The following is a 26,463-nucleotide window of genomic DNA, read 5'->3' as shown; positions in this document are numbered from 1 at the left end:
AGCCACATTATTTTTCTGCTCTCATATAATCAAGTGCTGCATCGTTGAGCGTATAATCAACAGCAGCACCTCGTAACAATTGTAGAAAATTAATCCGGCTCTTATATCGAGTACTTGAAAACCAGGCAAAGGTTTCATTGCCAACGTGAGTACAATAACCATTCTTTCCATCATGACGACTACCCGTATCATCAACATGGATATAAGTACTATTGTTGATACCGGCAGTTAGCAATGTATTTTTTTCAGTATGAAAATGGTCTTTGTCATGGATTAAAATCTCATTGATCTGACCCGTTGAAATATCAAAACCTAATTCTGTTAATTGTTGTATTATCAATGGCTGAGTCACTCTCTGGTGATAATATTGATAAACGATATAACTCTGTAATGTATGGCCAAAATGTCCTATATGTGTATCAAAGCTCAATTTTCCTATACAGGTATCACCATCGGGTGTTTTATAGCGAGCCAATCGATAACGAGTATTGAAAGGCTTAATCAGCAGCTCCTGAACAAAATAATCCTGATACCCTAAAAAACGTGAATGTTCTGGCAGGTTATCTGGTTTGATAACGGTGGTTTTATGAATAGCCAATTTCTTCTTTCGTTTACGACTTTTACTAGTCCCATTTCCTGAGTTGTTTTTCTTGCTTCCTGAATGACCTGTCGGATTATCATTGTCATCATCCTTTGGCAATTTACTGGCTCTTATTTTAGGCTTTGGAGGTAGCTTTTTAAGCTTAGCAACTTCTGTTTTAAGGGCATCGATTTCAACCTGTTGGTTTTGAATGATTTCCTGTTGTTGCTCCATGAAAGCAAGGAGTAATCGGACTACCGGTGTCTTTTCTTCTTCAGGTATCTCTGGAATTGGAGGTAATTTTTTCACTATAATCAATACAGGTTGTTTTCAATAAAACAATTGTATCATGGCTTTTTAAGGCTCTTTAGTTTGCCCTGTGTTGATCAAACTCCCTCTCAGTTAAGATAATATTCAAAAATATTCTATTTCGATCTGAGACAGATCGACAGGATCATTTATAGGGATAAATTACATGGGGCAGTGAAAATGCAATTTTTGTCCTCTAAAATGCTGTCAAGACTTTTTTTTGTTTTTATTTCAAGTTTTGCACAGACTTATTGAGAAGTTACAATTAACTCTTATATAATTCTTCTAACCTCAACGATGATAAAAAATACAGAAAAATCGACACCTGATTATATCCTCGGCCTGTCAGCTTATTACCATGATAGTGCTGCAGCTCTGATCTACAAAGGTAAAACAATTGCAGCGGCTCAGGAAGAGCGGTTTACCCGAAAAAACACGATGCCGCTTTTCCGGAAAAAGCCATTGAATACTGCCTTAAAGAGGCCGGTATCAACCTGGCTGATGTGGGTGATATTGTATTTTATGACAAACCGCTACTAAAGTTTGAGCGCCTATTGGAAACCTATCTTGCATATGCACCAAAAGGCTTTCAATCTTTTATTAAGGCCATGCCCATTTGGCTTAAAGAAAAATTATATTTAAAAAGGTATTACGCACAGAATTTGAACATTTACTTAATGACGGTGAAAAAGTACCTGCTTTAAAATTTGCTGAACACCATCAATCCCATGCTGCTTCTGCCTTTTTTCCTTCACCCTACAAAAAGCATTGGTCTTATGTGTTGATGGCGTAGGAGAATGGGCAACCACTTCGCTCTGGCAGGGGATGGAAATCAGTTGACACCTTTGTGGAAAATCAATTTCCCACACTCTCTAGGGCTACTCTATTCTGCTTTTACCTATTATTGCGGCTTTAAAGTCAATTCTGGTGAATACAAGCTGATGGGGCTAGCTCCCTATGGCGACCCCATTTATAAAGATCTCATTCTGGACAATCTTATTGATGAAAGAGGATGGCTCTTTTCATATGGATATGTCTTATTTCAACTATGCCACTGGCCTAACCATGACCAACGGCAAGTTTCATAAACTCTTTGGAGCACCACCCAGACAAGCTGAATCCGAAATATCTCAAATGGAAATGGATATCGCTAGCTCCATTCAGGCTGTGACTGAAGAAATTATACTTAAAATCGCTCATCAGATTAAAAAAGATACCGATAATGACTATTTATGCCTAGCCGGAGGTGTCGCTCTAAACTGTGTATCTAATGGGCGCTTAGAACGAGAAAGCGCCTTTAAAAACATCTGGATTCAACCGGCAGCCGGTGATGCAGGTGGTGCCGTTGGTGCAGCACTGGCACTCTGGCATAATTACTATGAACAACCGGTTTTAGATGTCAAAGACAATGTTCATGATTCAATGGCCGGCAGTTATTTAGGTCCCAAGTTCAGTAATGAAAGCATAAAACAGTATCTGGATTCTCAATCCATTGCTTATCATTATCATGAAGATCACGAGTTTTTTCCTTTACTGGCTAAAAAGCTCGATGATGGCAAGGTCGTCGGTTGGTTTCAGGGACGTATGGAATTTGGCCCTAGAGCACTCGGTGGGCGCTCTATTATCGGTGATCCACGCAATATCGATATGCAATCTACGATGAATTTAAAAATTAAATATCGTGAATCATTCCGGCCTTTTGCCCCATCCGTTCTGGCTGAAGATGTAAGTGAATATTTCGAGCAGAAAACACCCAGTCCATATATGCTGATCGTTGCTCAGGTAGTCTCCACTCTGTTAAAACCCGTCGAGCAAACAAAAAAGGGCTAGAACGTCTGAAACAGATTCGTTCATCACTACCCTCTATTACCCATGTGGATAATTCTGCACGCATTCAAACCGTTCATCAGGATACGAATCCCCGATATTATAAAATCATCAAAGCATTTAAAGACTTGACCGGCTGTGCTGTTTTAATTAATACCTCGTTTAATGTCCGAGGAGGCCTATTGTCGCAACACCAGAAGATGCCTTTCGATTTTTGATGTGTCCAACACTTTTCCGGACAGTTTTCTAAATATTTTTTTTGGCTGTTTCAAGTGATTTTTGTCATTTTGTATTTCCTATCATTTTAGTTTCTCATGTTAACTTTAAACAGATGAAGAGAAAGGGCTTTGCCCTCTGGAACGATAGAGCCGTTCCATTCACCCAAGGTATTTTCACAACGGTAATGATCCTGTTACAATATCTTCACGGCACAGGCTGAGGAGCCGATGGCCGTCAACGGTAATGGGCGGCATTTATGTCGCCTTTTACCCCTCTTCAATCAATCGATTTAAGCTATTTCCTGCTGTATTTCATAATCGACTGGTGACAAATAATCATTAGCCGAATGAAGTCGCTCCCGATTATAAAATACCTCAATATATTCAAATATTGCCTGCTTTGCTTCTACTCTGGTTTTGAATCGACAATGGTGCGTCAATTCAGTTTTCAAACTATGAAAGAAGCTCTCTGATACAGCATTGTCCCAGCAATTTCCTTTGCGGCTCATAGACTGAATTATGTTATGATCCGACAATATTTTTCTATGACTATCAGAGGCATATTGGCTACCTCGGTCAGTATGCCAAAGCAATCCATCCATTGGTTTACGCTTCCATATGGCCATCAGTAAAGCATCATTGACTAGCTTGGCTTTCATTCGCTCATCCATCGACCAGCCAACAATTTGCCTAGAGAATAAGTCAATGACAACCGCTAAATATAACCAGCCTTCCTTGGTGGCAATATAGGTAATATCACCCACATAGTAGCGATCAGGTTGAGAGACAGTAAACTCTCTTTCCAGTAAATTTGGAGATATACGCTTATTATGCTTGGAATTAGTCGTCGCTTTAAAGCGTCTCTTCGTTTTACAAAACAAACCGGCTTTTTCATTAATCGACCAATTCTCCGGCGGCTTATATGAACGCCTTTTTCAGCCAGTTTTCTTTTAAGACGACGGGTTCCATAAGTCTTGCGACTGTCTTCAAACAGTTTTTTAGCTGCTCAGTAAGCGCTTCATTTTCTTTCTCTCTATCCGTTTTAGGAGAGCTAACCCAATCATAATAGCAACTACGGAAACATCCATAAAACGGCACAGAATCGTTACCGGGTAATCTTTAGCCTGATCAGTTATCCATGCGTACTTCACAAAGTTTCCCTTGCAAAGTACGCTGTGGCCTTTAATAAATCACGCTCCTGAATCACTTAGCAATCAAACGGGAATCCATCCATTTGCTAATTTGACAGCTGATTCTTTAAATTCTTTTAGGTCACAGAAATGGACATACTGGTACTGGAGAATTTTATTCTTTATAAAGAAGAACAGTCCGAATTCAAGGACAATAGCGATTGGCGTAATGAGTTTGAGCTTGACTAAACTCTGAACACAACACATAACAAAAAACTTACAAACACAAAAGTCACACCTATAATGAACAATGAAACAAAAGAAATACGCCAATTTGCCTGGATAATGTCAGGTATGATCTTGGTGTTCTTTGCCCTACTATTACCCTGGGTTTGGAATTGGGCATTTTCCTGGACACCTTATATTATTTCCGGGGTATTTGCTCTAACAGGCCTACTGATTCCTCAGCTTTTGATTCCCGTGCATAAAGCCTGGTTAAAATTTGCAGAAGTACTCGGTTTTATTAATAGCCGGATACTACTGTTTATTATTTTTTATCTGGTATTAACACCCATGGGATTAGTTGCTAAATTATTTGGCTTTGACCCCATGAAGAAAAAGCACAACGTAGACAGCTATTATATTAAACGTGAAAAAATACTAATAATATGGAGAATCCATTTTAATGTTTGAATTATTAAAAGATTTATGGGCATTCTTAAAAGCCAGAAAAAAATTCTGGTTATTACCCATTATTCTAATTATGGTGTTGCTAGGCGCTTTACTTGTTCTGGCACAGGGTTCTGCGATTGCACCGTTTATCTACACTTTGTTTTAAAGCAAAATTATGAAAAAAACCATTGCAATAAATATTCTACTTGTTTTAACGGTTGTTATAGGCACTTTTCTCTTTATCGAATCCTTTGTTGAAGACAAGCTAATCACTAAAACACCGGTTAAGTTCCATTTTGCTTTACCCTCTGGAATGGCTATTTTGGCTCAAAGTTCCAAATCCAGCAAAATCCCGGAGAATTATATTGCTATCGTTGGTGATTCGTATGCTCAAGGCGCTGGTGACTGGTTACGTGAAATTGATCCAAATTCTAATGATGCATTTAATGCATCACACGTTTTAAATCAATTAACGGGCCATGATGTTATTACTTTTGGCAAAGGTGGTGCGAGCAATATTACTGGCTGGGTTCGTGAACCTATTTCAAGATATCAATTTATAGAAAGAAATATAAGCCCTAAGATTACCGAACCAGAGATTATCATCGCTTTTTTCTATGCAGGCAATGATCTTTTAGATAATGTAGAACACGTTTATGAAAAGTTTATTCCTCGATATGGTAAAAGTAAACTCTATAATGAACAAACCTGGGATGACTATTTTCAATACCTTATAAAAAAGAAAAAAAAGTCGGCCCTTTTTATGGCATTGATAGTAATAGAGGATGGTTTATAAAGGCTTTTTTAAAGCATTAAATAATGAATTGAAAACACTAGTAATGGGTTCTACAGTGGACCCCATTGTCAAGACAGCTTTCTCAAATATTAAAATATAATTCTGTTGGTTATTTATAGTATTAGTCTTATCCACATATCCACAGGTCTGCCAGTAGTCCAGAGACGCTTGCGATATATCTCAGGGCTACTGGCTTGGCCTGTGGATATGTGGACAAGGCGGTTGCCAGTAAAGTTGATTATCCTCTCATCATGCTGCCCGTTTTAAGTCTGGAACAACTTCTTTCATCACGCCATAGATCTCTGCAGGCGTTTTTCCACCGTGTGTACTGTGTGGTCGTTCATGGTTGTAAAACTCAAAATATTCCTTTAATGAGCTCTTTAGCTCATCAATACTTTGGTAATCCTTGAGGTAAATTTCCTCATATTTTACACTTCGCCAGAGTCGTTCAATCATAATGTTATCCATTGCTCTGCCTTTGCCGTCCATGCTGATTTTTATATCATTGGCCTTTAGAACACCTGTAAATGCTCTGCTAGTATATTGAGCACCTTGATCCGTATTGATTCTGGCTTTCCATATCGTCGCAGTGCTGTTTCCAGACTACTGATACAAAAGCTTTCTTCCATGCTGGTTGACACTTCCCAGGACAGCACAAAACGGCTACTCCAGTCCATAACAGCACTTAGGTAGACAAATCCATGTGGCATCCGTAAATACGTGATATCTGTGCACCAAACCTGGTTATTCCTATTAATATCAATTCCTTTGAGCAAATATGGATAGAGGTTATTTACTTTGCAAGGCTTGCTGGTATTGGGTTTTGGTGCCACTGAAACCAATCCCATGATCCGCATAAGCCGTTGAACTTTTTACGATTAATTTTATAACATTTCAATCTTAATGCATTACGAATTTGACGACTGCCATAGAATGGATGTTTTATGTACAACTCATCAATCAAATTCATTAATGTTAAATCTTTTATTTTGCAGAGGCTTTTTAGGTTGATAGTAATAGCTTGAACGGTTCAGGCCGATAAGCTCACATTGTTTTTGATGCTCAACTGAGGGTGCTCTTTTTCTATGCAACACCGCTTTTCTGCTCTACTCAGTTGAACATCTTCAACTTTTTTGACAGCCAGTCAGCCTCTACTTTTAGTTGACCTATTTGGCTGTACAGGTGTTCTTTTTCCTTTTCATGTTCAGCATCTTTATTCTCTAATTTTTTGAAAAAGTATCGGCTGCACCATCAAGCATCTGCTTTTTCCAGCTATTGACCTGGGTGGTGTGCACTTCAAATTCTGACGCAATTTCTGCGACTGTTTTTGACCTTTCAAAGCCTCAATGGCTACTTTTGCTTTAAATTTGTTGTTGAATGTTTTTCTTTTTGTGCTCATTTTTTTGTTCCCCGTTAGGTTAGCTCTTATATCTTAACCTATTGTCCAGTTTTCGGGGTCCACTATATTCTGACTCCACTGAAACACAGATAAAAAAAGCAGGAAGGATTAATAGTATAGTTGTTGACAATAAAATAATTAAGATTCCAGATGCTTTGCAATCACCTGCATTTGAATTAACAGAAAAAGGGATTGACTTAGGTGCGATGGTATCAAAACAGGCATTAAGGTATTTAAAAAACACCTTTAAGAAGAGTAAAATCGTCGTTGTTTATATTCCTTCTGTTATTTCATCTTATGAAATAACCTCTGAAAAAGTCAGTGTCATTAATGTGATTCCTGATGATATTGAACGTGACATGAAGAATTCTAGAAAACAAATAGCAATACACACAAATATTGAATTAGAAAAACAAAGTAATCTTGTTGCAAACAAAATTAAAACAATATCAGAGTCACTGGGCCTAGTATTTCTTGATGCCCGTACAGACCTTAGAAAAGCATCAGAAACAACGGTAATCCATGGCCCTATTGATTGGAATCATTTTAATAAAGAAGGCTATCATGTTTTAGCAGAATCAATATATAAGCATCTTAAAGAAAAAAAGCTCTAACGATTATAACAATACAGATAAACTTTATTTGTTTACATTTTTGCTATCAATCGTTTAAATTCATGAAATACTTTTTTACTTGATAAAAAAGCTTGCCAATATCGCTTGCCCATCCATTTAAATGTAAATCTCGGCCCAACAACGGTATTATTTCCCCAACCTGGGCGCCATTTAAAATTTAATTTTCTAGCGCTGGTAACAATAGTTAAAACAGGCACGCCCATCAATGATGCGACATGACCACCCCCCGAATCATTACCAATAAATGCTAATGATTCATACAAATACTCTGAATAAATTTTAATACTTGTAAATTCAGGTAAGTCAAATTCATCATTGAGCACTTCTTCCCAATAGGCCCTTTCATCTGGTGCTACAGCAAATACAGGCTCATAAGCTTTTGACTTTAGAAGACGTGCCAAAGCAATAAAATTTTTACTTCCCCAATTCTTTTTTTCCAAACTACTTGTCGGAGCAAGCACTACCCGCTTATTATATTTAGAAAATTCAAGCTCATCAGGAATTTTTATGCCCGCTTGATTCGATACCGTTTTTAATTGTAAAACTTGTTGGCAATATTGAGTCATATTATCCACCATTGAATTACTTTTATCGAATTTTATTGTTCTGCAACTTTTAGCCAGTGCTGAAAATAGAACTTCAGAATCTTTCCCTAAGCGTTTAGTTAAACGTTCAGTATGATCATAAACAAATTCATCATTAAGATTTCCAACCGCGTAAAATATATATTTTCTGGATAAATTTTCTTGTTGTGCTTGGGTTTGAGATAGAACAAAAGGCATACACATATCCATAAGGACAACTTCATAGTCACTCAAGATTGCTTCTAATGCATTATGCTCGGGATAAGCTTTAATATCAAAGTCAAACCAATCATTTAGCTGACACATGAAGCTATGATACATCGTAACCTGATATCCATTTTCCTGTAAGTTATTAGCTAATACTAGCGAAATAACCCCATCACCCAAACGCTGTAGAGGAATGAATGCAATTTTCAGGTCTTTCATCTTTTTATAAGTTGAATTAGATTGAATAAAACCAAAACCTGCTTATTGACGTCATTGGTAACGTCAAGAAAAGGTAAGTTATAATAATGAAATAACCGACACACCAACTTTGGATTTTGGTAATTCATACTCTTACTCTAATATCGTTATTTAATAACCAGTACATCTTGCATGATCAGATATTGTAAATCTGAGCCATAAAACATATTCAAAGCATCTTCTGGAGTACAGACTACAGGCTCTCCACGACGATTAAGTGACGTATTTAACACCACACCATTACCGGTTAAGACTTCAACTTCTTTGATTAGAGCGTAATAACGTGGATTAACCGATTCTTTAACTGCGTGGGCTCTGGCTGTGCCATCTTCATGCACGACTTCGGGAACACGTTCTGCCCAGCCTTCATTGACTTCAAAAGTGAAGGTCATAAAGGGTGCGGGGTGATCGGTTTTTAACATCACCGGTGCGACCGTATCGAGCATACTGGGGCAAAAAGGTCGCCAGCGTTCGCGGAATTTTATTTGTTCATTAATTCTATCTGCCACGCCTGGAATACTCGGGCAACCTAGAATACTGCGACCACCTAGTGCACGAGGACCAAATTCCATGCGTCCTTGAAACCAAGAGACAGGATTGCCATCTGCTAAAATACGAGCGATTTGCTTGGGGACATCTGTAATCTGTTCAAACTTCACAGCCTGACCATCTTCAGTTTGATAGTTTTCACAAGCACTGATACATTCTTCATTGCTAAATTCTGGCCCGAGAAAAACATGCTCCATTTTTTCCAGTTCGATGCCTTTTTCTGCTATAGCATAGGAGGCAGCACCGATGGCTGTGCCTGCATCTGAAGCAGCGGGTTGCACAAACAGCTCTTTGACTTCATCGCGGGCAATAATTTTTTGATTCAGCTTGACGTTAAGTGCAGCACCGCCGGCAAAGGCAATTTTACCGGTTTCTTTAATAATGTCTCCCAGATAATAATCCATGAGCTTTAAAGACACTTCTTCAAATAATTTTTGCATTGAAGCCGCGTAGTCAATATAGGGATCATCAATTTCATCGCCCTGACGTTTTGGCCCTAACCAGTCAATGAGTTTGGGGGAGAAGTAATAGCCTTTGCCATTTTCTTTATAACGGCGAGTACCAATGACATTAATGAGATCAGTATTCACTTTAAAATCTAAGCCATCGGCATTTTCTGTTACTTTGATTAGGCGTGAAAAATCATATTTATCGGGATCGCCATAGGGAGCCATGCCCATCACTTTGAACTCACCATCAAGCATTTCAAAGCCTAGAAATTCAGTTAATGCGCCATAAACGCCGCCTAAAGAATCTGGATCATAGAACTCTTTAATTTTATGAATTTTGCCATTTTCACCATAGCCGAAGAATGTCGTAGCATATTCACCCTTGCCATCAATGCCCATAATAGCGGTTTTTTCTTTAAAGCCGGACAAGTGATAGGCACTACTGGCATGTGCCAAATGATGTTCTACAGATTTGAACTCAATGTCATCCCAAGCAATCCCGACTTCTTCACACATGGCCTTGATATAGCCGATATAACGACGATAACGACGATTGCCATTAAACAGAACGTCCAACGCACGATCAGGGGCATACCAATATCGCTTGGCATAATGCCAGCGAGCGGGAGTAGAGAGGTCAATCTCAGCAAAGGGCACAGCAACGATATCAATTTCATCTGGCTTTATGCCTGCGAAATCAAGACAAAACCGGGTTGCATGCAAAGGCATTTTGCCTTTGGCGTGCTTGTCTCTGATAAAACGCTCCTCTTCTGCAGCGGCGATAAGCTTGCCGTCAATAAATAGCGCTGCGGAGGGATCGTGATTGAGAGAGCCTGAAAGCCCAAGAGTAATCAGTGGCACAGAGTTTCCTTTGCTTGAATCAATATAAGAGGGCTATTTTATCAATTTTCCAGCAAGACTCCTAGTGCTACTCTCGATTGTGGAAAAATTTCAGAATTTTACGAATACGTTGTTTATCTTTTTGGGTCAATTTCTGGCATTGAGCATAATCTTTATAGAACGCTAGGCGTTGAGAGCGAGACAATTCATATTTTGCACGTTTATCCAGACAAGCCAGATCTTTGATGATTCTAAACTCCAGAAAGAGCCAGAACCATTTCATCCCTGAGGGGCAATCAATGAGATAAATTTGGGGGAAATCAGCCTTAATATCAATCATGATATTGCGCCATTTAAAATCATTATGGGCAAAATTGTGCTGATGTAGGATTCGTGCCGCCCGCGCAATCTGCTGGCTAACCTGAGCAACCCACTCCGGTCGTTTTAATAATTCGGAGTAATGGTCTGCAACATCTGCAAAATCTGTCGTATTAACCAATTCTTCAGTCAGTAAAATACCTCGATTATTGATCCAGCCCATAGTTTCTCTGCCATAGGCCACGACTTTTGCTACGGGAATATCTAAAGACTCAAACCAGAGTAAATTCTGCCATTCACTTTGAATTTTACTTTGCCCTAGATAGCGTTGTATTTTCTTTCGGGAAATATTGTATTTTTTTAGATAATAATATTTATTATCTATTTTTATTTTATACACCTGACTCAAAGGGCTTTTAACAATAAATTCACCCGGATATTCATAGGCATCATCAAAATTTTTCAGTTTTTCGCCCAAAAGAGTATTCTGAAATTGTGGGATAATATGCCAGACAATTTTTTTAGGGAAAAATAATTTAATAAGACTAGCGAACATAATTTACCTGATTCGAGCTAAACTTCTGATAGTTAATATTCACCCGTAAATAGGGTTATTTGACAGCATAAAACAGTAGAATGGACACTCATTAGTCGTGAATGATATCCATATTAATGATCTTATTATTTAATCGCTTAAGCTCAAGATAGAAGTTACCACGAATTAATTGGTACATTTGGGCTATTTTTTCAGGAATATAGTCATGCACAATACGGTTTCGGATATCTCGCATATCAATCCAAATATCAAGGTTTGAGATTAAGTCAAATTTTTCCATTTGGTGCAATCCATCTCTTAATGTTTGACTTTGTTCTGCCTGAAAATGATATTCATAGGTTTTAAAAAATTTAATTGCAATTTCTACTGAGCGAATAAACCGATCACTTAATGCGTCATAAGGCTCTAATTCATCAGCACTAAAGTTTTTTTCTATATCGTAATCAGTTGTTTTTTTGACACTGGCTTCAAGAAGCAGGAAAGTACGTGTGTATTTTTTTGCTGCGATAAGTAATTGTTCGTTAGTGATACTAGTCATAATATTCCACTCAAAATGTTTTTATAACAGCTTTAGAGGTACTTTTTTTAGTGATGAAGTAAACAGTTTTTGTTCTTGGGTTTGATTTTGTGGATGTACAACCAAAACATCAATTTTTTCTTCGCAATGTTTGAAAAACTCCTGACTAATCTTTCTAGAAAGTTCAAAGCTATCTTTGGCTGAAAAAATGAGCAAATCAATATCACCACCTTTTTTATTATCATCAACTCTTGAACCAAACAAATACACTTCATCCTCTTTATTCAGATTCTGAAAAGCTAATTTGAGTGCCGCTTGTTGTGTTGAGTCTAGTCGCATAATGATAGTTTAGAGCTTTTTTAAAATTTATGGTAGTCAAGTCTACTCATGGCAGTATATCTAAGTACTAAATTGCATCTCCCTTTCGCTGTTTACGTAGCCAGAGTTTTTTACCTTGTCGTTCAACCTGTTGCCAAAAATCACGTTCCTGAGTAAAACAGGCTCTTAAACTGGAATTTCGATAGTGTTTCATAAAACGAAAAAAATCTCTTTTCGTCAGGCCGATGTTCATGGCAGAAAAGTATAGGCTGGCTATATCTTTGACTATCCAACGCTCCGGCGTAACCTCCCGTAATTGTGCTCGGTGAAGATCAATCAGCGATAACTTCAAGTGTTTTTCACCAATAGGCTCGTGACTGATATCTAACAAAAAATGACAAATATAAAAATCGCGGTGATTAATGCCATTTTGATGCAAAGTTCGGCTAATATGAGCAATTTTTTTGATTAAGTGGTTTTTCAGGGTAAATCTTGGCGCTTGATCTTTCCATGGCGCGCAGAAATCTTCTAAGCTGATGGTATTGATTAAATCTTCGGTGATAATGAAGGATTGTTGTCTCGCGGGATTTATTCCTTTATTCGCATAGGCCACAGTCTTCATGGTATCAACATTCAGTGTTTCCAAGCGTTTAATCGCTAAGTATTCATTGGCAGCACCTAATACCGGCAAACGTAGGCGCACAAGATTTTCAATGATTTCAAACCAGCCAACACCACGATGTATTTTTATAAAATAGCTTTTTCCCAACAAACTAAAACGCAGTGTTTTACGCGCTTCCAGCGCACGAAAAATTTCACCTTCCAGCTTATCAGCTTCGACGAAGGGATCTTTATTGTGCCATTGTTGGGCAAATACTTTGCTTAATTCTAAGGTCATTCTTTAGTGTGAATCCATAAATATTGAATCGAACTATACCATTTGGTGGACAGCGCCCAACCTACGTTTTGGACAGATAAAACAAGCCCATTTATCTTTACGTTAGTAGGATGTGGTGAGGAACGAACCGCATCAAAGACGTACATTTAAAGCCATTGATGCGGTTCGTTCCTCACCACATCCTACATCTGAGTGTAAACAAGGTTTGAGCTGTGCCTACGTTTATTTTAGGGCTTGCATAAAATACTGTTGCCAGTTTTTATAACAAGCCTTCTTGTCCCAGTTTTTAAAAAAACGCATTTTATCCCGTTGCCAGTTTTGTTTAAATCGCCACAGGGTTTTATGTTGCGTCATGGCATCCAAATCAAGTACCCAGGTGTTGTTATTATCAATGATAAAATTACTGCCTTTCAAATCACCATGAGTAATTTGATATTGGCATAATTGTAATAATGTTTTAACTAAATTTTCTGCCGCTGGTTGCTTATTAATTGTATTATTCTTATCGCTATCACAAAAAAAGTCCCAACTGCTTTGTCCTTGTTGATATTTGCAAATAAAATAACTACAGCGTTTTCCTAGTGCCGGCCGATGTTCAATAAAAGCAATGGGTTCGGGGGTTTTTATACCCATAAAACGTAGTAAATGGGCATTAAGCCAGGAGCGTTTTGCCCTTGACCATTGTGCCTGATGCTTTAGTTCATAGGCGATGCCTTTAGGATTATAACGCTTAACCACAAACTTTTCGTTATTAACAACGATAGATTTTACCGTACAGGTATTACCCTGCTTTAAAAAAGTCGCATTTTCATGTTGAAAAAAAAGTTCGGGCTGATCAAGTAAGCGTTGAATGCTTGAATTATGATATTCTCGACGACAGAGTGTTTCACTTTGCTTGCTTTTTGTATGCATGATATCCGTGCAATCTCTGAGTATTTTTTTCAAATAATGTTTAATACGCCCTTGCTGAAATACTTTGATCGCTATTAAAAAAATGTCTTTTTCTTTTGCACTAAGTTCTATCTTACTGAGGGACAAATAAATATCTAATAATTCAATATGATGCTCACGACTCAAATCAAAGGTTTGCGCTAAAAACAGGGCTAGATTTTGCAGGCGTATTTTTTTCTTTAGTGGCGTAGCACTTGCTTTAACTTCCTCACCATCTAAGGTGTAAACCCCATGACTTAATAAAAAATTAGCATAGTGTAGATCTTGATGAGTCAGGCCGGCATTATGATGCTGTACTAATACCGGCATAAGCTCATGTAGTTTTTTCACCCGAGCTTTGGGCGTATTTTCAGCCCAAAATGCCGCTAGATTTTGCCCCTCTAGATAAGCAAAAAGCAAACAATGAATCCCTTCATCCGTCACTCCCTGAGTAATGAGTTCAGGGGTTTTGATATGATGATTCATTAACAATTGAGCGCCTTCCAGCTCTCTTAAACAATGTTTTTTTGCCCTTGAAGCATGCAGAAAAAGCTTGATAATGATTTTTTTCTTATCGCTATTGTCTGTGCTACTCTCAGTAATATTCGGTGCGTTTAAAGAGGCACGAAAAACCAGTCTTTTTCCGGGTACGACACGTAATAACTGCTCGCATTGGATGCTTTGTCCATTCAGATGCAGTTTGAATGGCAAATCGACCTGATAGTTAATTGCTTGCAACTGTTGTAATGTTATCGCTTCCACGGCAATTCTCATACGCCTCAGCTTGCCTGATGATTGCAGTAAACATTGGCTATCGAACGTTTTTCTCCGGTCGCTTCAATAATATCCGAGACTTTATCCGGCATACTAAAAATATCGCTATGGCGCATATAATGCAGGGCATTATCCTGCCATTGCTGCCACTCATCTGATGTCAGCATAGTCAATAATTGTTGGTTCAATTCAGCTTGCTGAAAAGGCTCACTCAACACCATACCCGCATTGGCTTGCTCTATATGAAAGGCATAACCACAAACACCACTGATTAATTGTGGGATGCCAGCAGCAATCGCTTCTAATAACACTGTGCCGGTATTTTCATGACGTGCCGGATGCATAAAGAGATCACTGGCCAACAATAATTGTGGTACATCATCTCTAGCACCTGGTAGGTGTACTTGATTTTCAATGCCCAATTTTTTTGCCAATGCCCGGTATTTTTTTAATTTATCTTCACCGGCAACCATCAAGAATGTTTTGCTTCTCAGAGGCTCCGGCAAGCTCGCCAAGCCTGCCATTGCCCGATCAACTCCTTTGCGCTTATAACCCGTACCAATCATTAATAAGAGCTTATCATCGGCGTTAAGTGATAGTTTCTGACGCATCGTTTGACGAATATCATCGGCATTATCAGGCCGTATGCGTGAGCGATCGACACCCGGCGGTAAAGAATGAAAACGATCTGCGGGGGTATTATAAATCTTTTTAAAATTGGCCATTTGTATTTCAGAGATAAAGAGTAACTCAACGTTTTTATCCTCTGCAAAGACTGCTTCTTCCATGGCATGAAATACTTTATAACGCTTAGCTAAACGATACAAGCGACCATGTTGTTCTCTGACTTTTGCTTCATAACAAGGATCGGCTGCATAATAGAGATCCAGGTCTTTCATTTTATTAAAACCCACAACCAGATCGTATGGCTCGTTTAATGATTGCTCTTGTAATAACAGTTGTGATAATTTATCGGAATAATCACTAATGCGTTGATGATTGCTGATACCTTTCACTGGTATCATGGTTAAGTTAAATCCTTCGGGTACTTCGCCTTCCCAAATAAAGCTGTAAACAAAAATTTCATGGCCACGAGACTGACATTCTTTCGCGATACGTAAAAAATCACGTTCCAGGCCCCCATAGGGAAAGTATTTAAAGAGTGCAAAGGCTAATTTCATTGTTGAGTCTCTTTCTCGTTTAACAAGCCATCCAATTCGTTAAAGACCTGTTCTGGCGTCAGAAAACTATAACAGGCGGGTCTAATGTCATCTATCTGTTTATCACAATTTTTTTGAAAACAGGGTGCACAGTCGATTGTGGATTGTAGGTGCTGCTGATGTTGACCATAAGTGCCTGTAAGACCCGGGCTGGTCGGCCCATAAAGCGCAATAGTGGCCTTGTCTAAGGCTGCGGCTAAATGAGCCAGTCCTGTATCCACGGCCACCACCGCATCCACCGCATCAATTTGTTGGGCTAAATCATGGAGATTCATTTTATCAAGTATCACGACATTGGTATTATTTTTTATACGCACTGCTCGCTGGCGTTCAATCTCATTGCCCCAGGGCAAAAGAATCGTATAGCCCTTATCGCTCAAGCGCTGTGCCAATTCAAGCCAGAATTTTTCCGGCCAATGCTTGGTTGCCCAGGTCGTGCCATGGAGAAATAAGACTTGCTTTTGTGCGGTCATCGCATTGAGTTTGGTATTCAATTTTTCACTGATACCATATTGTAATGTTAGACCATCAAGCGAATAGCCTAGGCTCTGGGCAAATAATTGGCGTACTCGTTCAACTGCATGTTGATCTTTGTCTATGGCTTGTGGGTATTGGTAAAGTTTTGCTGCGAGTGGTTCTCGGGCTGAACTTTTATCCAGACCATAGCGTTTTCCCTTTGCCATGCGTGTGATCAGCGCACTTTTTATTAAGCCTTGGGCATCAATCACAACATCATAACGTTCTACTTGTAAGTCCACCTTAAAGCTTTGCCATTCTCCGGAAAAAAGCGTTTTGAAGATTTGCTTGCGCCAGCGTCGAATGGCAACGGGGATCACTTTATTGACAGCGGGATGCCAGGCAGGAATTTCAGCAAAATTTTCTTCCACTACCCAGTCAAATTGCACTTCACCCAGCCGTGCAACGGCATCACTCAGTGCAGGTAATGTATGAATGACATCACCCAAAGAGGAGGTTTTTATGATCAATACTTTTTTGATAGTAGGTGTTTTTATAGGCGCTGTATTAGCAGTTGATGTGTTCAAAGGCGCTCACCTTTTTCTAAATCACTCTCAAGTTGCTCTAACACTTCGGTGACCATTTCAGGCGATAATTTTTCCAAACAATCAGTATGCCCCAAAGGACAAGTACGCTTAAAACAAGGACTACAACTGAGATAAAGGCTTTTTACTGCTGATTGCTTGCCCAGAGGTGGAGTAAAATTGGGATCGCTAGAACCATAAACACCGACCACCGGCACACCGAGTGCAGCGCCCATGTGCATTAAACCGGAGTCATTACTCACCACGGTTTTACTCAAAGACATTAAATCAATGGCCTGCGCTAATTGGGTTTTGCCACAGAGATTGACTGCTTGCTGATCGAGCAATTGCTTTATTTCTGCCCCAATGGCCTGATCTTTCTCTGAGCCAAAAATCCATACTTGCCAGCCCTGACGTAATTTTTCTTTTGCTAAGGCAGCATAATGGCGTGCTGGCCATTGCTTTGCAGGGCCGTATTCTGCACCGGGGCAAAGACTTAAAATTGGTTTGTCCTGAGTCAGTTTAAATTCGCTTAATACGGCCTGCACATCTTCTGCTTTAACCACTAAGGCTGGTACCGGAATCTGTTCAATATCTGTATCCGCACCCGCCAGAGCAACAAAACGCTGTACGGTCATAAACAATAATTCTTTGTCGAGTTTATGCACATCATTAAGCAAACTATAGCGCATCTCACCCACATAGCCGGTACGTTTTAGGATCTTTGCCCAAAAGGGAACTAAGGCTGATTTGAGGGAATTTGGCAGTAGAATAGCTTGGTCATAGCGCCTTGAGCGTAGCGACTTGCCCAATTGATAGCGTTGTTTGAGCTGCAACTGACCATGCCCTAGGGGCATATCAATCACTTCACTGACTTCTGGCATACGCTCTAAAAGTGCATTGCTCCAGGGTGGTGCCATCACGTCAATCTGTAGCGACTGATCACGAGCAGCATATTGCTGCTTGAGTACCATAAACAGACTTTGTGCCATCACCATATCACCCACCCATGAAGGGCCGATGATCAGTATGCGTTGCTCGGCGGTACTGGAAGTCACCCTTTTAGCAGGTACTCTGCACCACAATAGGGGCATTTTGCCATGCCGCCATTTTCTTTGACCGGCAAATAGACTTTGGGATGTGAATTCCACAGGCTAGTACCGGGCATCGGGCAATGTGCTGGCAACTCGGATGCTTTGAGTTCATAGCGATTGCTACTATTGGGTGTCGCTAGTAATTCATTGCTGACTATTGCCATAAACCTTTCCTATTCAAAAACAGTTATTTTACTAAAGTTTGCCACTCAGGATATTTATCACGACGACCATGCACCTGATCAAAATACATGGTCTGCAATTTTTCTGTCACTGAACCACGACTGCCACAGCCAATTTTGCGATTATCCAGCTCACGAATGGGTGTTACTTCGGCTGCTGAGCCAGTAAAGAAGGCTTCATCAGCGCAATAGACTTCATCACGGGTAATGCGTTTTTCTTTTACCGTATAGCCTAACTCGGCGGCAAGAGTAAAAATCGTATCACGAGTAATACCTTCTAGTGCCGAGGTCAAATCCGGTGTAAATATGGTGTTATTACGCACAATAAATATATTCTCACCACTGCCTTCGGCCACAAAGCCTTCAACATCAAGCAATAGTGCTTCATCATAGCCATCGGTTAATGCTTCTTGCAAGGCCAGCATGGAATTCATGTAATTGCCATTCGCCTTGGCCTTGCACATGGTGATATTGACATGGTGACGAGTAAACGAAGAAGTACGAATACGAATGCCTTTTTCTAGGCAATCATCACCCAGATAAGCACCCCATTCCCAAGCGGCCACCATGACGTGAACTTTCAGGTTATCGGCTCGCAGACCCATGCCTTCACTGCCATAAAAAGCCATCGGGCGGATATAGGCAGAGTCCAGATTGTTTTCCGCTACCACTGCACGAGTTGCTTCGTTAATGGTGTCTTTATCAAATGGCATGGGCATATTGAGAATATGCGCCGAACGAAATAAACGGTCAGTATGTTCCTGTAGACGAAAAATAGCAGCGCCCTTATCAGTATGATAGGCACGTTCACCTTCAAAAACACCCATTCCATAATGCAGTGTATGAGTTAAAACATGCACTTTGGCATCACGCCAGGGAACCATTTCGCCATCAAACCAGATGACGCCATCTCTGTCATCCATCGATAACATAAACAAACTCCTCGCTTAAATCAAAAAAAGCTATTCTACACTATACCTGCACCACTTGGAAATACCGACTACCCCGAATATATCCCTGTGATACTTGGAAATGCAGGCTTATTTATCCCATCGCAGGTTCAAGGAAATAATGCTATTATCTTAGCCTTTCTCATAGCATAAAAGAAGGTATAAGGATTAATGACCACCTATGCGATTGGTGATATTCAGGGCTGTTTTGACTCACTTATTAGCCTCTTAGACAAACTCAACTTTGAACCCGCAAAAGACACTCTCTGGTTTGCCGGTGATTTGATCAACCGAGGTGATAAATCATTGGAAACATTACGTTTTATCAAAAGCTTAGGTGATAGCGCTATCAGCATTTTAGGCAATCATGATCTGACGCTTCTGGCCTTGTGTGAAGGCAATAAAAAAGTTAAACATCACACGATGGATGATATTCTTAACGCCCCCGATCGTGAAGAACTGATTCTCTGGCTACGGCATCGCCCTTTATTACATCATGATGCCCGTTTGGGCTATACCATGATCCATGCAGGCTTACCGCCGCAATGGGACTTAGCCACAGCACAGGCCTGTGCCATAGAGGTTGAATCCATCTTACAAAGCAATGATTTTCCACTATTTATGGCCAATATGTTTGGTGATCAGCCGAGAGAGTGGCATCAAGATCTGGCTGGCTGGGAACGACTGCGATTTATTACCAATTGTTTGACCCGGATGCGTTATTGTAAGCCCGGTGGCAAGCTTAATTTTAAAGATAAAGGCCCCATTGGCACGCAAAAGGAGGGCTATCTTCCCTGGTATGAAACACCCAAGCGAAAAAGCAGTGAGTTAAAAATTATTTTTGGTCATTGGTCTACTGTTTTTGGCAAAACCAGCCATCCCAATACCTATGCCATTGATACGGGCTGTCTTTGGGGGGGGGCTTTAACCGCCATGCAGCTCAATAAAGTACCTCAGCCACCGGAGTTCATTAGTGTTGACTGCCCTGATTATCAAAAAATAACCGATTTAGATCAATAGCTTTTTTTCTTAAAATAGAATTCTGGTCACTTAACTGCTATGATTAATTTATAGTCAGTCAGTCAGTCAATCAATCAATCAATCAATAGGAGCTAAAGAAATTATGCCTAAACTCAGAGAAATGGTCATGGATGATATTGCCAGCAGCGAAGCGGTGAACAATGAACGCAAAAAAACTCAAGATAAGGCCATGCTCTTTATAACCATCGCCATTTATTTTCTGGCCGCCGGCACTTTAATGGAATATGTTAGTACCCCCACATTGCTTAAGGTTTTAGGTTTTATGCTCACCGGACAAGCTTTTTATTATCTATGGAAAAGCAATACTTCAACTCAATATTAGTGCCTTCATGTGCCAAACAAGTTGTAGACCATCACGTCGCAGAAGTTGACATAGAGACGATGTCATGAAAAATAATATCAATGCATCCCTCGCACCACTCTTTAACATCACTGAACGATGGTTTTCAGTGTTTCTCCGCCAGTTTTCAGACAGATTGACAGATGAGTTAATCGATAAAGCAGAACAAACCACCTCGGTGACTGTTCAATCTGATTGTTTCACAGCCTTACATAGCCTGAAAAATTCTGTTGATGAGGCCATACCTTTATTCATCGACTCTCTCTCAGAAAGTTTTTACACCTCAAAAGCAGGGCAAACTTTTGACGGTTCATTCAGCAATAATTTATCAACCAACAAACGCAGTCGTGAAAGCCTCAATCTGATTGCCACTAAAGATCTTGAAGAAAACCTATCCTTTGATACCGTCATTGAAAAAATTAACCAGCAAAATCGTGAGGCTTTTGAGCATTTAGAAACCCGAATATTTGCCTTACTTAAGTTACGAGGCGAAGAAATCAGCAAGAGTCCACTCAGTGCTGATACAATTCTGTCAGCTTTCCGCTCTAGCATGCACACTTTTGATTTTTCTCCCGATGTGCGACTACAGGTTTATAAATTATTTGAACAATTTTTAGCTGTTCACCTGCCAGCCTTATTGGATGAACTCAACAACGCATTGATTAAGCAAGGCATCTTGCCTGAAATTATCAGCGATTACCGTATAAAGAAAGAATATACAAAGCCCTTAACCCCACCCTTAAGTAAGTCTGAAGAAATTCCAAGCCCTATAGAAACTCAAGACAATTATAATCAAAATAATATACCAGGTAATGAATACCCTGAATTTAGTCCAACAGCAAATAGCACTTTAACTCATTTTAGTCCGCCATCTACAAGGCAACAAAGAACATCAACACTGAATAATCGTCACTTAGAATTAGCCCAGAATTTAGCTAGAAATAAAACCTCCCTAAACCAAAATACTGGCACCAGAAAACAACTCAATCAATTGCTAACAAAGAAAAGATCGACACCTGTCATTTTTTCATCGTTACAAGAAAATGCTAACAATCATTTATTGCAACTCCATGATGTTTACGCTGAAAATCACCTTAATAAAAACACGCAGAATAATGACAATTTCACACATCATCATGAAACCAGTACTCAGGAATTAATTAGCTCCCTGCAAGCCTTGCATCATAATGCTTTGCTCTATGATGCCATGCAATCATCACCCTCAATTCACTTACAAATAAAAAATAACATTCTTGCTGATACCAATAAGCAATCTCACAGCACTGCCCTAAAAAATAAAAAGTTACACTTAATCGATATGATTGAGGATTTATTTACTCATATTGAAAACAATAAACACCTCTCTATCCGGGCAAAAAAACTATTCCGGCGTTTAATGATACCCATTATTCATCTGTCTTTGGTTGATGATACTTTTATCAATAATACCACGCATGTTGCCAGACACTTTTTAGATGATTTTGCCAATGCAGCCTTTGGTATTACTGATACCGAAGAAAGCATTAACAACCCTGTTTATCTTAAACTAAAAAAAATAAGCACTCAACTGGGTCGTGAAAACAAAATCAATAAAGCCATATTTTCTGAGCTTGATGGTGACTTGAAACAATTTGTTAACTACCGGAAACAGCAAGCTAATCATACCCGAAAACAACCCCAGGCAGTGAAGGCCAATTTACAAAGCAAAGTGGACAACATTGTCCAACAAGCAATAAAAGACAAAGAAATCCCTCCCGGCATCCATTTATTTATTGATAAGATATGGAAAAATGTTTTACTCAATATTTATTCAGATAATAGTAGCAGTGACGATATGAAGGAACGCGCTAATGCATTTATTAGCGCCCTTATTTTTAGCATTACAGCAACACAAAAGCATATTGAAAGAGTCCGTATACAACGCTTGATTCCAATTATCAATGAAGAGCTTCAATTCGGCCTAGCACGTGTCCATTGCCCTAAAAACATTCAAGATAAAATTACTCTGGCAATTAAAAAACTTCATCATGCTGCATTACAATCCACTGAAGGCAAAACAAAACAACAGCCTAATAATTTGAATAATGAGCCTGATAAAATTATTTTTAGAAATGAATTATTTGATGACTCTCAAGCCGCTGATGGCTCTCACCTTGCTGATGGCTCTCAAGTAGCCGAGACAGCAAAAGTCAATTCTCCTGAATCAGCTCCCGAATCTACTCTTGAGTCGGTTCTTGACTCAAAGGCCATGCATAGCGAACTCACTCAATTTGATGAGGAAATTAACACACCGACTAAAGTTGTAGTCACGGAAGTATCCACACTTGAAGAAGCATTTGTTGATAGTATTGCTGAAGAGGATGCATTAGCAGAACAAGCCCCGAAAAAGACCGGATTAACACACCTAATCAATCGACCAACCACACATTGTGTGAAGAAAAATTATACACCTGAAAAACAGTCAAAAACTGATTTTGAATTGATTCGTCTAGTGAACAATAGCTATAAATTACAACTTATTGATGATGAATACACCTATCAGGTAAAAAATATTACTGAAGACTCCTGGCTTGAATTTTGTTTCAAATCACATTATTCCCGCGCTCGAGTTACTTGGGTAAAAGACGATAAAAGTCAGTTCAGTTGCTTGACACAAAATAATCGAGTCATTGAAATCTCTCTCGAAGCACTCAGTGATAGCTTCCGCCAAGGGATTGGCTCAATCGTACAAGCTTCATCACTTATGGGTGATGCTATTCAGGCTGTTAGTGATTCTGCTATGCAAGATAAGGGACTGAGCAAATAAGCCCATTTATCTTTACACTTGTAGGATGTGGTCAATGGTGCGCATCGTTCCTCAGCACCCTACTGGTTTCGTTGATAGATACTAAAACGATAATGGTGGGGGTTTTTCTCATCCGGTAGATTGTCCTGAACATAGCTTTCCTGCCATTGTGAGAAATCAATTTCAGGGAACCAAGCGTCACCGTCAAAATCGCCTTTAACGAATGTTAAATACAGGCAATCCGCTTTTTCTAACACTTGCTCATAGAGTGTTGCGCCACCAATAAACATGAGTTCTTCATGCGATTTTTCTTTTGCTACTTGTATGGCCTCATCAATTGATGAACAGACAATGGCAGAAGGGATAATTTCAGCTTTTGTGTTTTTGGCTTGATAGTCTCTGTCACGAGTAATAATAATATTATCCCGTCCGGGTAGGGGTCGAAAAGGTAAGGACTCCCATGTTTTTCGCCCCATTACGATGGGTTTATTGACTGTATTTTTTTTAAACCAGGCTAAATCCGCTGGTAATTTCCATGGTAATTGATTGTCGATACCGATGACTCTATTTTCTGCCATCGCTGCGATTAATGAAATTTTCAAAAATTTTCTCCTGGAGGATGGTGATCGTATTTGTGCAATTTTATAATTGCCCACTACTCTTAATATCTAAATATCGGTTGACTAAACTTACCGCTAATTTATCCGGTGTGACGTCTAAATAATTTACCCCACGAGCCTGTAAGTTTTCAAACATTTTTTTTCTTTGTCTTTGGTAGTCACACGTTGAGGCAAAGAGTAAGGCATCAGAAAAATCATCAACCGGCTTTTCCATCACTTGTTCTAAAGCCTGTTCTTTTAAACTGGCAAGCACCACCAAATGTTTACGCTTGAGTAATTGTAGCGCATTGAGCAAGTCATGGCTGTCCTCATCTCTCAAATTAGTCAGCACAATAATCAAGGCACGTTTTTTCTGACGTAATAATAATTGTGTGACGGCTTTAGTATAATCCGGTGTGACTGCATGAGCGTGCAAGTCATACACATTGTTTAATAAGGATTGTATGGTTGCCATGCCTTTTCGTGCCGGAATCCAACGCTTTGATTGAGTGGGAGACTGAGCTTGCTCTTCATTATCATCGCCAGTTCCAAAGGTGGAAAAACCAACCGCATCACCCTGATGCAGCGCAATATAGGAAACCAATAACATCGCATTAAGGGTATGATCAAAGTGCGACAACTCATCATCATGAGACAACATACGCCGCCCACAATCCAGCAGAAATATAATTTCCTGATCTTTTTCATCCTGATATTCTCTGGAAATTAATTTTCATAAGCGTGAAGTCGCCTTCCAGTCTATTTGTCTGAGGGAATCACCTTCACGGTATTCTCGCAATTGATTAAAATCCATACCTTCACCACGGCGACGAATTTTTCTGATTCCTAACTGACTTAAACGGTTTTCTGTCGCCAATAGCGCGTATTGACTAATAGCGGCAAAATTAGGATAAACCATGGTGGTTGAAATCGTTTTTGCACGATAATTTCTCAACCAGAAACCCCAGGGTGAAGCCAGTAAACATTGCACTCCGGAAAAAATTTCATTGCCGCGTTTTAGAGCCTTTATTTGATAATCAATAGTCACTTTTTGTTCTGACATTAAGGTGACTTGGCGAGGTAAATAACGGTATTCACAATTAACGGGATAATGATCAAACACCTTAAGGTGAATTTTCTTAGCCGAAAAATGACCCGCTTCATAATGCAGTATTAAGTGAATATCATGCCATAATCCGAGTGATATTTTGCCTGGCGCCTGACGTTCAATATGAAATTTTTTAAAACCATAAAGACGTAATAAATCAATTAATAGGATAGTGCTTGCCAGTATTAAGCTCCCCTGCCACAGCCATAAATTTTCTGGCCACACGGATACGATGACACCCAAAACAGTCAAGGCCATTAACAAGAAAAACAACTGCCTCCCCGGCTTCAAACGATGCCAGAGGGAGTAAAAAAAATTCACGACAAGATCAATCATTAATGTCTTGGCGCTGTTATTTTATCAAGTATATTTTTCAAGACCTGATCAACATGCACACCTTCCAATTCCATTTCAGGCGAAAGAATAATTCGATGCCGCATGGCAGGCAGGGTCACTTTTTTGACATCATCAGGGGTAATAAAATCGCGACCATCAACCACAGCATAAGCTCTGGCCGCTCGAATCAGGGCAATCCCCCCCCGAGGCCCTGAACCGATAGAAATCCCCGGCCATTCTCGTGTAGCTCGAACAATATTAATCGCATACTGCACTACTTGCTCATCCACTTCTAATGAAGCAGCATGTTGTTGTAACTCTAAAACTGTTTCTGCTTGTAAACAGCAAGCAACATTGGAAACATCCAATTTATCACCCAGCTTTTTGTTGGTAATGTGCTGTACCAGTTGTAGCTCTTCTTTATCTTCTGGATAAGCGATTAACACTTTAAATAAGAAACGATCCAATTGTGCTTCAGGCAGTGGATAAGTCCCTTCCTGCTCAATCGGATTTTGAGTCGCTAAGACCATATAGGGGTGTGAGACTGACATGGAACGCCCTTCCAATGTCACCTGTTGCTCTTGCATCACTTCAAGCAGTGCAGCCTGTGTTTTTGCTGGCGCGCGATTAATTTCATCGGCCAACAAGAGATTGGTAAACACCGGTCCTTTTCTTACTTTGAAACTTTCCGATTTCATATCATAGAGTACATGTCCAGTCACATCACTCGGCATTAAATCCGGGGTAAATTGAATACGTGCAAAATCACCATCAAAGGTTTTTGCCAATGCTTGCACCATTAATGTTTTACCCAGCCCCGGCACACCTTCAATTAGGACATGACCACTGGCAATTAAGGCAACTAATATTTGCTCAATGACCTCGGTTTGTCCAATCACAGCCTTGGCCATTTCGCTTTTTATCGACTGGCAAAGCTGAGTCATTGTTGCTGTATTTTCCATAAAATATTCCTACTTTTTTTACTATAGTTTTTACTGTTATTT

Annotated in this window: 26 protein-coding genes and 4 pseudogenes; 11 read left to right on the top strand and 19 right to left on the bottom strand. The window is 39.6% G+C overall.

Features of this window, described 5'->3' with window-relative positions; genetic code table 11:
• Positions 1-7: 7 nt before the first annotated feature.
• Positions 8-889, bottom strand: a complete 882-nt coding sequence (locus tag JEU79_RS12055; RefSeq protein ID WP_198264325.1) for a transposase — start codon at positions 887-889, stop codon at positions 8-10.
• A gap of 297 nt (positions 890-1,186) precedes the next feature.
• Between JEU79_RS12055 and JEU79_RS28585 the strand changes: the two are divergent.
• From JEU79_RS28585 to JEU79_RS28570, 4 genes and pseudogenes are all read left to right on the top strand, one after another.
• Positions 1,187-1,682: pseudogene (locus JEU79_RS28585) on the top strand (carbamoyltransferase N-terminal domain-containing protein).
• Between the two features lie 4 nt (positions 1,683-1,686).
• A pseudogene (locus tag JEU79_RS28580) lies at positions 1,687-2,188 on the top strand (carbamoyltransferase N-terminal domain-containing protein); the annotation flags it as partial.
• Between the two features lie 123 nt (positions 2,189-2,311).
• The gene (locus JEU79_RS28575; RefSeq protein ID WP_425511175.1) at positions 2,312-2,719 is read left to right on the top strand and encodes a carbamoyltransferase C-terminal domain-containing protein; all 408 of its coding nucleotides are present in this window, start codon (positions 2,312-2,314) and stop codon (positions 2,717-2,719) included.
• A gap of 44 nt (positions 2,720-2,763) precedes the next feature.
• A complete protein-coding gene (locus JEU79_RS28570) occupies positions 2,764-2,934 on the top strand; it encodes a carbamoyltransferase C-terminal domain-containing protein (protein ID WP_246540207.1) in 171 nt (56 codons plus the stop codon).
• A 290-nt stretch (positions 2,935-3,224) separates the two neighbouring features.
• On the opposite strand, the pseudogene JEU79_RS12045 reads toward JEU79_RS28570, so the two are convergent.
• Positions 3,225-4,118: pseudogene (locus JEU79_RS12045) on the bottom strand (IS3 family transposase); the annotation flags it as partial.
• A 249-nt stretch (positions 4,119-4,367) separates the two neighbouring features.
• On the opposite strand from JEU79_RS12045, the gene JEU79_RS12030 reads away from it, so the two are divergent.
• The 3 genes from JEU79_RS12030 to JEU79_RS12020 are packed head-to-tail and all read left to right on the top strand — an operon-like array spanning position 4,368 to position 5,532.
• Positions 4,368-4,757 carry an SxtJ family membrane protein gene (locus JEU79_RS12030; protein WP_198264324.1) on the top strand — a complete coding sequence of 130 codons (390 nt, stop codon included), beginning with the start codon at positions 4,368-4,370 and terminating at the stop codon, positions 4,755-4,757.
• Positions 4,750-4,902, top strand: coding sequence for a DUF5989 family protein (locus JEU79_RS12025; protein ID WP_198264323.1), 153 nt, complete (start codon positions 4,750-4,752; stop codon positions 4,900-4,902). Before JEU79_RS12030 ends, JEU79_RS12025 begins: the two co-directional genes overlap by 8 nt.
• 9 nt (positions 4,903-4,911) lie before the next feature.
• Positions 4,912-5,532, top strand: a complete 621-nt coding sequence (locus JEU79_RS12020) for an SGNH/GDSL hydrolase family protein (RefSeq protein ID WP_198264322.1) — start codon at positions 4,912-4,914, stop codon at positions 5,530-5,532.
• Between the two features lie 249 nt (positions 5,533-5,781).
• Here the strand turns inward: JEU79_RS12020 and JEU79_RS12015 are convergent.
• Positions 5,782-6,931, bottom strand: a pseudogene (locus JEU79_RS12015) (IS3 family transposase).
• Between the two features lie 41 nt (positions 6,932-6,972).
• Here JEU79_RS12015 and JEU79_RS12010 point away from each other — a divergent pair.
• Positions 6,973-7,545: an SGNH/GDSL hydrolase family protein gene (locus JEU79_RS12010; RefSeq protein WP_198264321.1), complete on the top strand. Its 573-nt coding sequence runs from the start codon at positions 6,973-6,975 to the stop codon at positions 7,543-7,545.
• Between the two features lie 32 nt (positions 7,546-7,577).
• On the opposite strand, the gene JEU79_RS12005 is transcribed toward JEU79_RS12010, so the two are convergent.
• The 12 genes from JEU79_RS12005 to JEU79_RS11950 all read right to left on the bottom strand — a co-directional run bounded on the left by JEU79_RS12005 (position 7,578) and on the right by JEU79_RS11950 (position 19,232).
• Positions 7,578-8,576 carry a glycosyltransferase family 9 protein gene (locus JEU79_RS12005; RefSeq protein WP_198264320.1) on the bottom strand — a complete coding sequence of 333 codons (999 nt, stop codon included), beginning with the start codon at positions 8,574-8,576 and terminating at the stop codon, positions 7,578-7,580.
• Between the two features lie 146 nt (positions 8,577-8,722).
• The gene (locus JEU79_RS12000) at positions 8,723-10,474 is read right to left on the bottom strand and encodes a carbamoyltransferase family protein (RefSeq protein ID WP_198264319.1); all 1,752 of its coding nucleotides are present in this window, start codon (positions 10,472-10,474) and stop codon (positions 8,723-8,725) included.
• A gap of 67 nt (positions 10,475-10,541) precedes the next feature.
• Positions 10,542-11,327, bottom strand: coding sequence for a lipopolysaccharide kinase InaA family protein (locus JEU79_RS11995; protein WP_198264318.1), 786 nt, complete (start codon positions 11,325-11,327; stop codon positions 10,542-10,544).
• Between the two features lie 91 nt (positions 11,328-11,418).
• Positions 11,419-11,865, bottom strand: a complete 447-nt coding sequence (locus JEU79_RS11990; RefSeq protein ID WP_198264317.1) for a nucleotidyltransferase substrate binding protein — start codon at positions 11,863-11,865, stop codon at positions 11,419-11,421.
• A gap of 21 nt (positions 11,866-11,886) precedes the next feature.
• Positions 11,887-12,183, bottom strand: coding sequence for a nucleotidyltransferase domain-containing protein (locus tag JEU79_RS11985; protein WP_198264316.1), 297 nt, complete (start codon positions 12,181-12,183; stop codon positions 11,887-11,889).
• A 67-nt stretch (positions 12,184-12,250) separates the two neighbouring features.
• Positions 12,251-13,060, bottom strand: coding sequence for a lipopolysaccharide core heptose(I) kinase RfaP (gene rfaP / locus JEU79_RS11980; RefSeq protein WP_198264315.1), 810 nt, complete (start codon positions 13,058-13,060; stop codon positions 12,251-12,253).
• Between the two features lie 222 nt (positions 13,061-13,282).
• The gene (locus JEU79_RS11975) at positions 13,283-14,764 is read right to left on the bottom strand and encodes a lipopolysaccharide kinase InaA family protein (protein WP_198264314.1); all 1,482 of its coding nucleotides are present in this window, start codon (positions 14,762-14,764) and stop codon (positions 13,283-13,285) included.
• 5 nt (positions 14,765-14,769) lie between these two features.
• Positions 14,770-15,945: a glycosyltransferase family 4 protein gene (locus tag JEU79_RS11970; RefSeq protein ID WP_198264313.1), complete on the bottom strand. Its 1,176-nt coding sequence runs from the start codon at positions 15,943-15,945 to the stop codon at positions 14,770-14,772.
• On the bottom strand, positions 15,942-17,027 hold the full coding sequence (waaC, locus tag JEU79_RS11965) for a lipopolysaccharide heptosyltransferase I (RefSeq protein ID WP_246540204.1): 1,086 nt from the start codon (positions 17,025-17,027) through the stop codon (positions 15,942-15,944). Before waaC ends, JEU79_RS11970 begins: the two co-directional genes overlap by 4 nt.
• A complete protein-coding gene (waaF, locus tag JEU79_RS11960; RefSeq protein WP_198264312.1) occupies positions 17,024-18,118 on the bottom strand; it encodes a lipopolysaccharide heptosyltransferase II in 1,095 nt (364 codons plus the stop codon). The genes waaC and waaF overlap by 4 nt, the downstream gene beginning before the upstream one ends.
• Entirely contained in the window at positions 18,079-18,282 is a 204-nt protein-coding gene (locus JEU79_RS11955; RefSeq protein WP_198264311.1) for a zinc-finger domain-containing protein, read from the bottom strand. Before JEU79_RS11955 ends, waaF begins: the two co-directional genes overlap by 40 nt.
• A 23-nt stretch (positions 18,283-18,305) precedes the next feature.
• Positions 18,306-19,232, bottom strand: coding sequence for a branched-chain amino acid transaminase (locus tag JEU79_RS11950; RefSeq protein WP_198264310.1), 927 nt, complete (start codon positions 19,230-19,232; stop codon positions 18,306-18,308).
• Between the two features lie 189 nt (positions 19,233-19,421).
• On the opposite strand from JEU79_RS11950, the gene JEU79_RS11945 reads away from it, so the two are divergent.
• The 3 genes from JEU79_RS11945 to JEU79_RS11935 all read left to right on the top strand — a co-directional run bounded on the left by JEU79_RS11945 (position 19,422) and on the right by JEU79_RS11935 (position 23,437).
• Positions 19,422-20,270 carry a symmetrical bis(5'-nucleosyl)-tetraphosphatase gene (locus JEU79_RS11945; RefSeq protein WP_198264309.1) on the top strand — a complete coding sequence of 283 codons (849 nt, stop codon included), beginning with the start codon at positions 19,422-19,424 and terminating at the stop codon, positions 20,268-20,270.
• A gap of 103 nt (positions 20,271-20,373) precedes the next feature.
• Positions 20,374-20,613: a hypothetical protein gene (locus JEU79_RS11940; RefSeq protein ID WP_198264308.1), complete on the top strand. Its 240-nt coding sequence runs from the start codon at positions 20,374-20,376 to the stop codon at positions 20,611-20,613.
• Between the two features lie 64 nt (positions 20,614-20,677).
• Positions 20,678-23,437: a DUF1631 family protein gene (locus tag JEU79_RS11935; RefSeq protein WP_198264307.1), complete on the top strand. Its 2,760-nt coding sequence runs from the start codon at positions 20,678-20,680 to the stop codon at positions 23,435-23,437.
• 59 nt (positions 23,438-23,496) lie between these two features.
• Here JEU79_RS11935 and JEU79_RS11930 read toward each other — a convergent pair whose 3' ends face one another.
• The 4 genes from JEU79_RS11930 to JEU79_RS11915 form a co-directional block, all read right to left on the bottom strand.
• Positions 23,497-23,994: a dihydrofolate reductase gene (locus JEU79_RS11930; protein WP_425511174.1), complete on the bottom strand. Its 498-nt coding sequence runs from the start codon at positions 23,992-23,994 to the stop codon at positions 23,497-23,499.
• Positions 23,995-24,058: 64 nt separating this feature from the next.
• Entirely contained in the window at positions 24,059-24,742 is a 684-nt protein-coding gene (locus JEU79_RS29090) for a DUF58 domain-containing protein (protein WP_484637458.1), read from the bottom strand.
• 6 nt (positions 24,743-24,748) lie between these two features.
• Entirely contained in the window at positions 24,749-25,396 is a 648-nt protein-coding gene (locus JEU79_RS29085) for a DUF58 domain-containing protein (protein ID WP_198264304.1), read from the bottom strand.
• Between the two features lie 62 nt (positions 25,397-25,458).
• A complete protein-coding gene (locus tag JEU79_RS11915; RefSeq protein ID WP_198264303.1) occupies positions 25,459-26,421 on the bottom strand; it encodes an AAA family ATPase in 963 nt (320 codons plus the stop codon).
• Positions 26,422-26,463: the final 42 nt, after the last annotated feature.

The organism is sulfur-oxidizing endosymbiont of Gigantopelta aegis, assembly GCF_016097415.1.
Taxonomy (GTDB): domain Bacteria; phylum Pseudomonadota; class Gammaproteobacteria; order GRL18; family GRL18; genus GRL18.
The sequence above is the reverse complement of the archived record's forward strand: the minus strand, read 5'-3'. Positions and strand labels throughout refer to the sequence as shown.

Bases quoted from the DNA above. Each gene is read 5' to 3' on its own strand.
- JEU79_RS28575 (WP_425511175.1), top strand. From the start codon at position 2,312: ATGGCCGGCAGTTATTTAGGTCCCAAGTTCAGTAATGAAAGCATAAAA.
- JEU79_RS12030 (WP_198264324.1), top strand. From the start codon at position 4,368: ATGAACAATGAAACAAAAGAAATACGCCAATTTGCCTGGATAATGTCA.
- JEU79_RS12025 (WP_198264323.1), top strand. From the start codon at position 4,750: ATGTTTGAATTATTAAAAGATTTATGGGCATTCTTAAAAGCCAGAAAA.
- JEU79_RS12020 (WP_198264322.1), top strand. From the start codon at position 4,912: ATGAAAAAAACCATTGCAATAAATATTCTACTTGTTTTAACGGTTGTT.
- JEU79_RS12005 (WP_198264320.1), bottom strand. From the start codon at position 8,576: ATGAAAGACCTGAAAATTGCATTCATTCCTCTACAGCGTTTGGGTGAT.
- JEU79_RS11995 (WP_198264318.1), bottom strand. From the start codon at position 11,327: ATGTTCGCTAGTCTTATTAAATTATTTTTCCCTAAAAAAATTGTCTGG.
- JEU79_RS11990 (WP_198264317.1), bottom strand. From the start codon at position 11,865: ATGACTAGTATCACTAACGAACAATTACTTATCGCAGCAAAAAAATAC.
- JEU79_RS11985 (WP_198264316.1), bottom strand. From the start codon at position 12,183: ATGCGACTAGACTCAACACAACAAGCGGCACTCAAATTAGCTTTTCAG.
- rfaP (WP_198264315.1), bottom strand. From the start codon at position 13,060: ATGACCTTAGAATTAAGCAAAGTATTTGCCCAACAATGGCACAATAAA.
- JEU79_RS11975 (WP_198264314.1), bottom strand. From the start codon at position 14,764: ATGAGAATTGCCGTGGAAGCGATAACATTACAACAGTTGCAAGCAATT.
- JEU79_RS11970 (WP_198264313.1), bottom strand. From the start codon at position 15,945: ATGAAATTAGCCTTTGCACTCTTTAAATACTTTCCCTATGGGGGCCTG.
- waaF (WP_198264312.1), bottom strand. From the start codon at position 18,118: ATGCCCCTATTGTGGTGCAGAGTACCTGCTAAAAGGGTGACTTCCAGT.
- JEU79_RS11955 (WP_198264311.1), bottom strand. From the start codon at position 18,282: ATGGCAATAGTCAGCAATGAATTACTAGCGACACCCAATAGTAGCAAT.
- JEU79_RS11950 (WP_198264310.1), bottom strand. From the start codon at position 19,232: ATGTTATCGATGGATGACAGAGATGGCGTCATCTGGTTTGATGGCGAA.
- JEU79_RS11945 (WP_198264309.1), top strand. From the start codon at position 19,422: ATGACCACCTATGCGATTGGTGATATTCAGGGCTGTTTTGACTCACTT.
- JEU79_RS11940 (WP_198264308.1), top strand. From the start codon at position 20,374: ATGCCTAAACTCAGAGAAATGGTCATGGATGATATTGCCAGCAGCGAA.
- JEU79_RS11935 (WP_198264307.1), top strand. From the start codon at position 20,678: ATGAAAAATAATATCAATGCATCCCTCGCACCACTCTTTAACATCACT.
- JEU79_RS11930 (WP_425511174.1), bottom strand. From the start codon at position 23,994: ATGGCAGAAAATAGAGTCATCGGTATCGACAATCAATTACCATGGAAA.
- JEU79_RS11915 (WP_198264303.1), bottom strand. From the start codon at position 26,421: ATGGAAAATACAGCAACAATGACTCAGCTTTGCCAGTCGATAAAAAGC.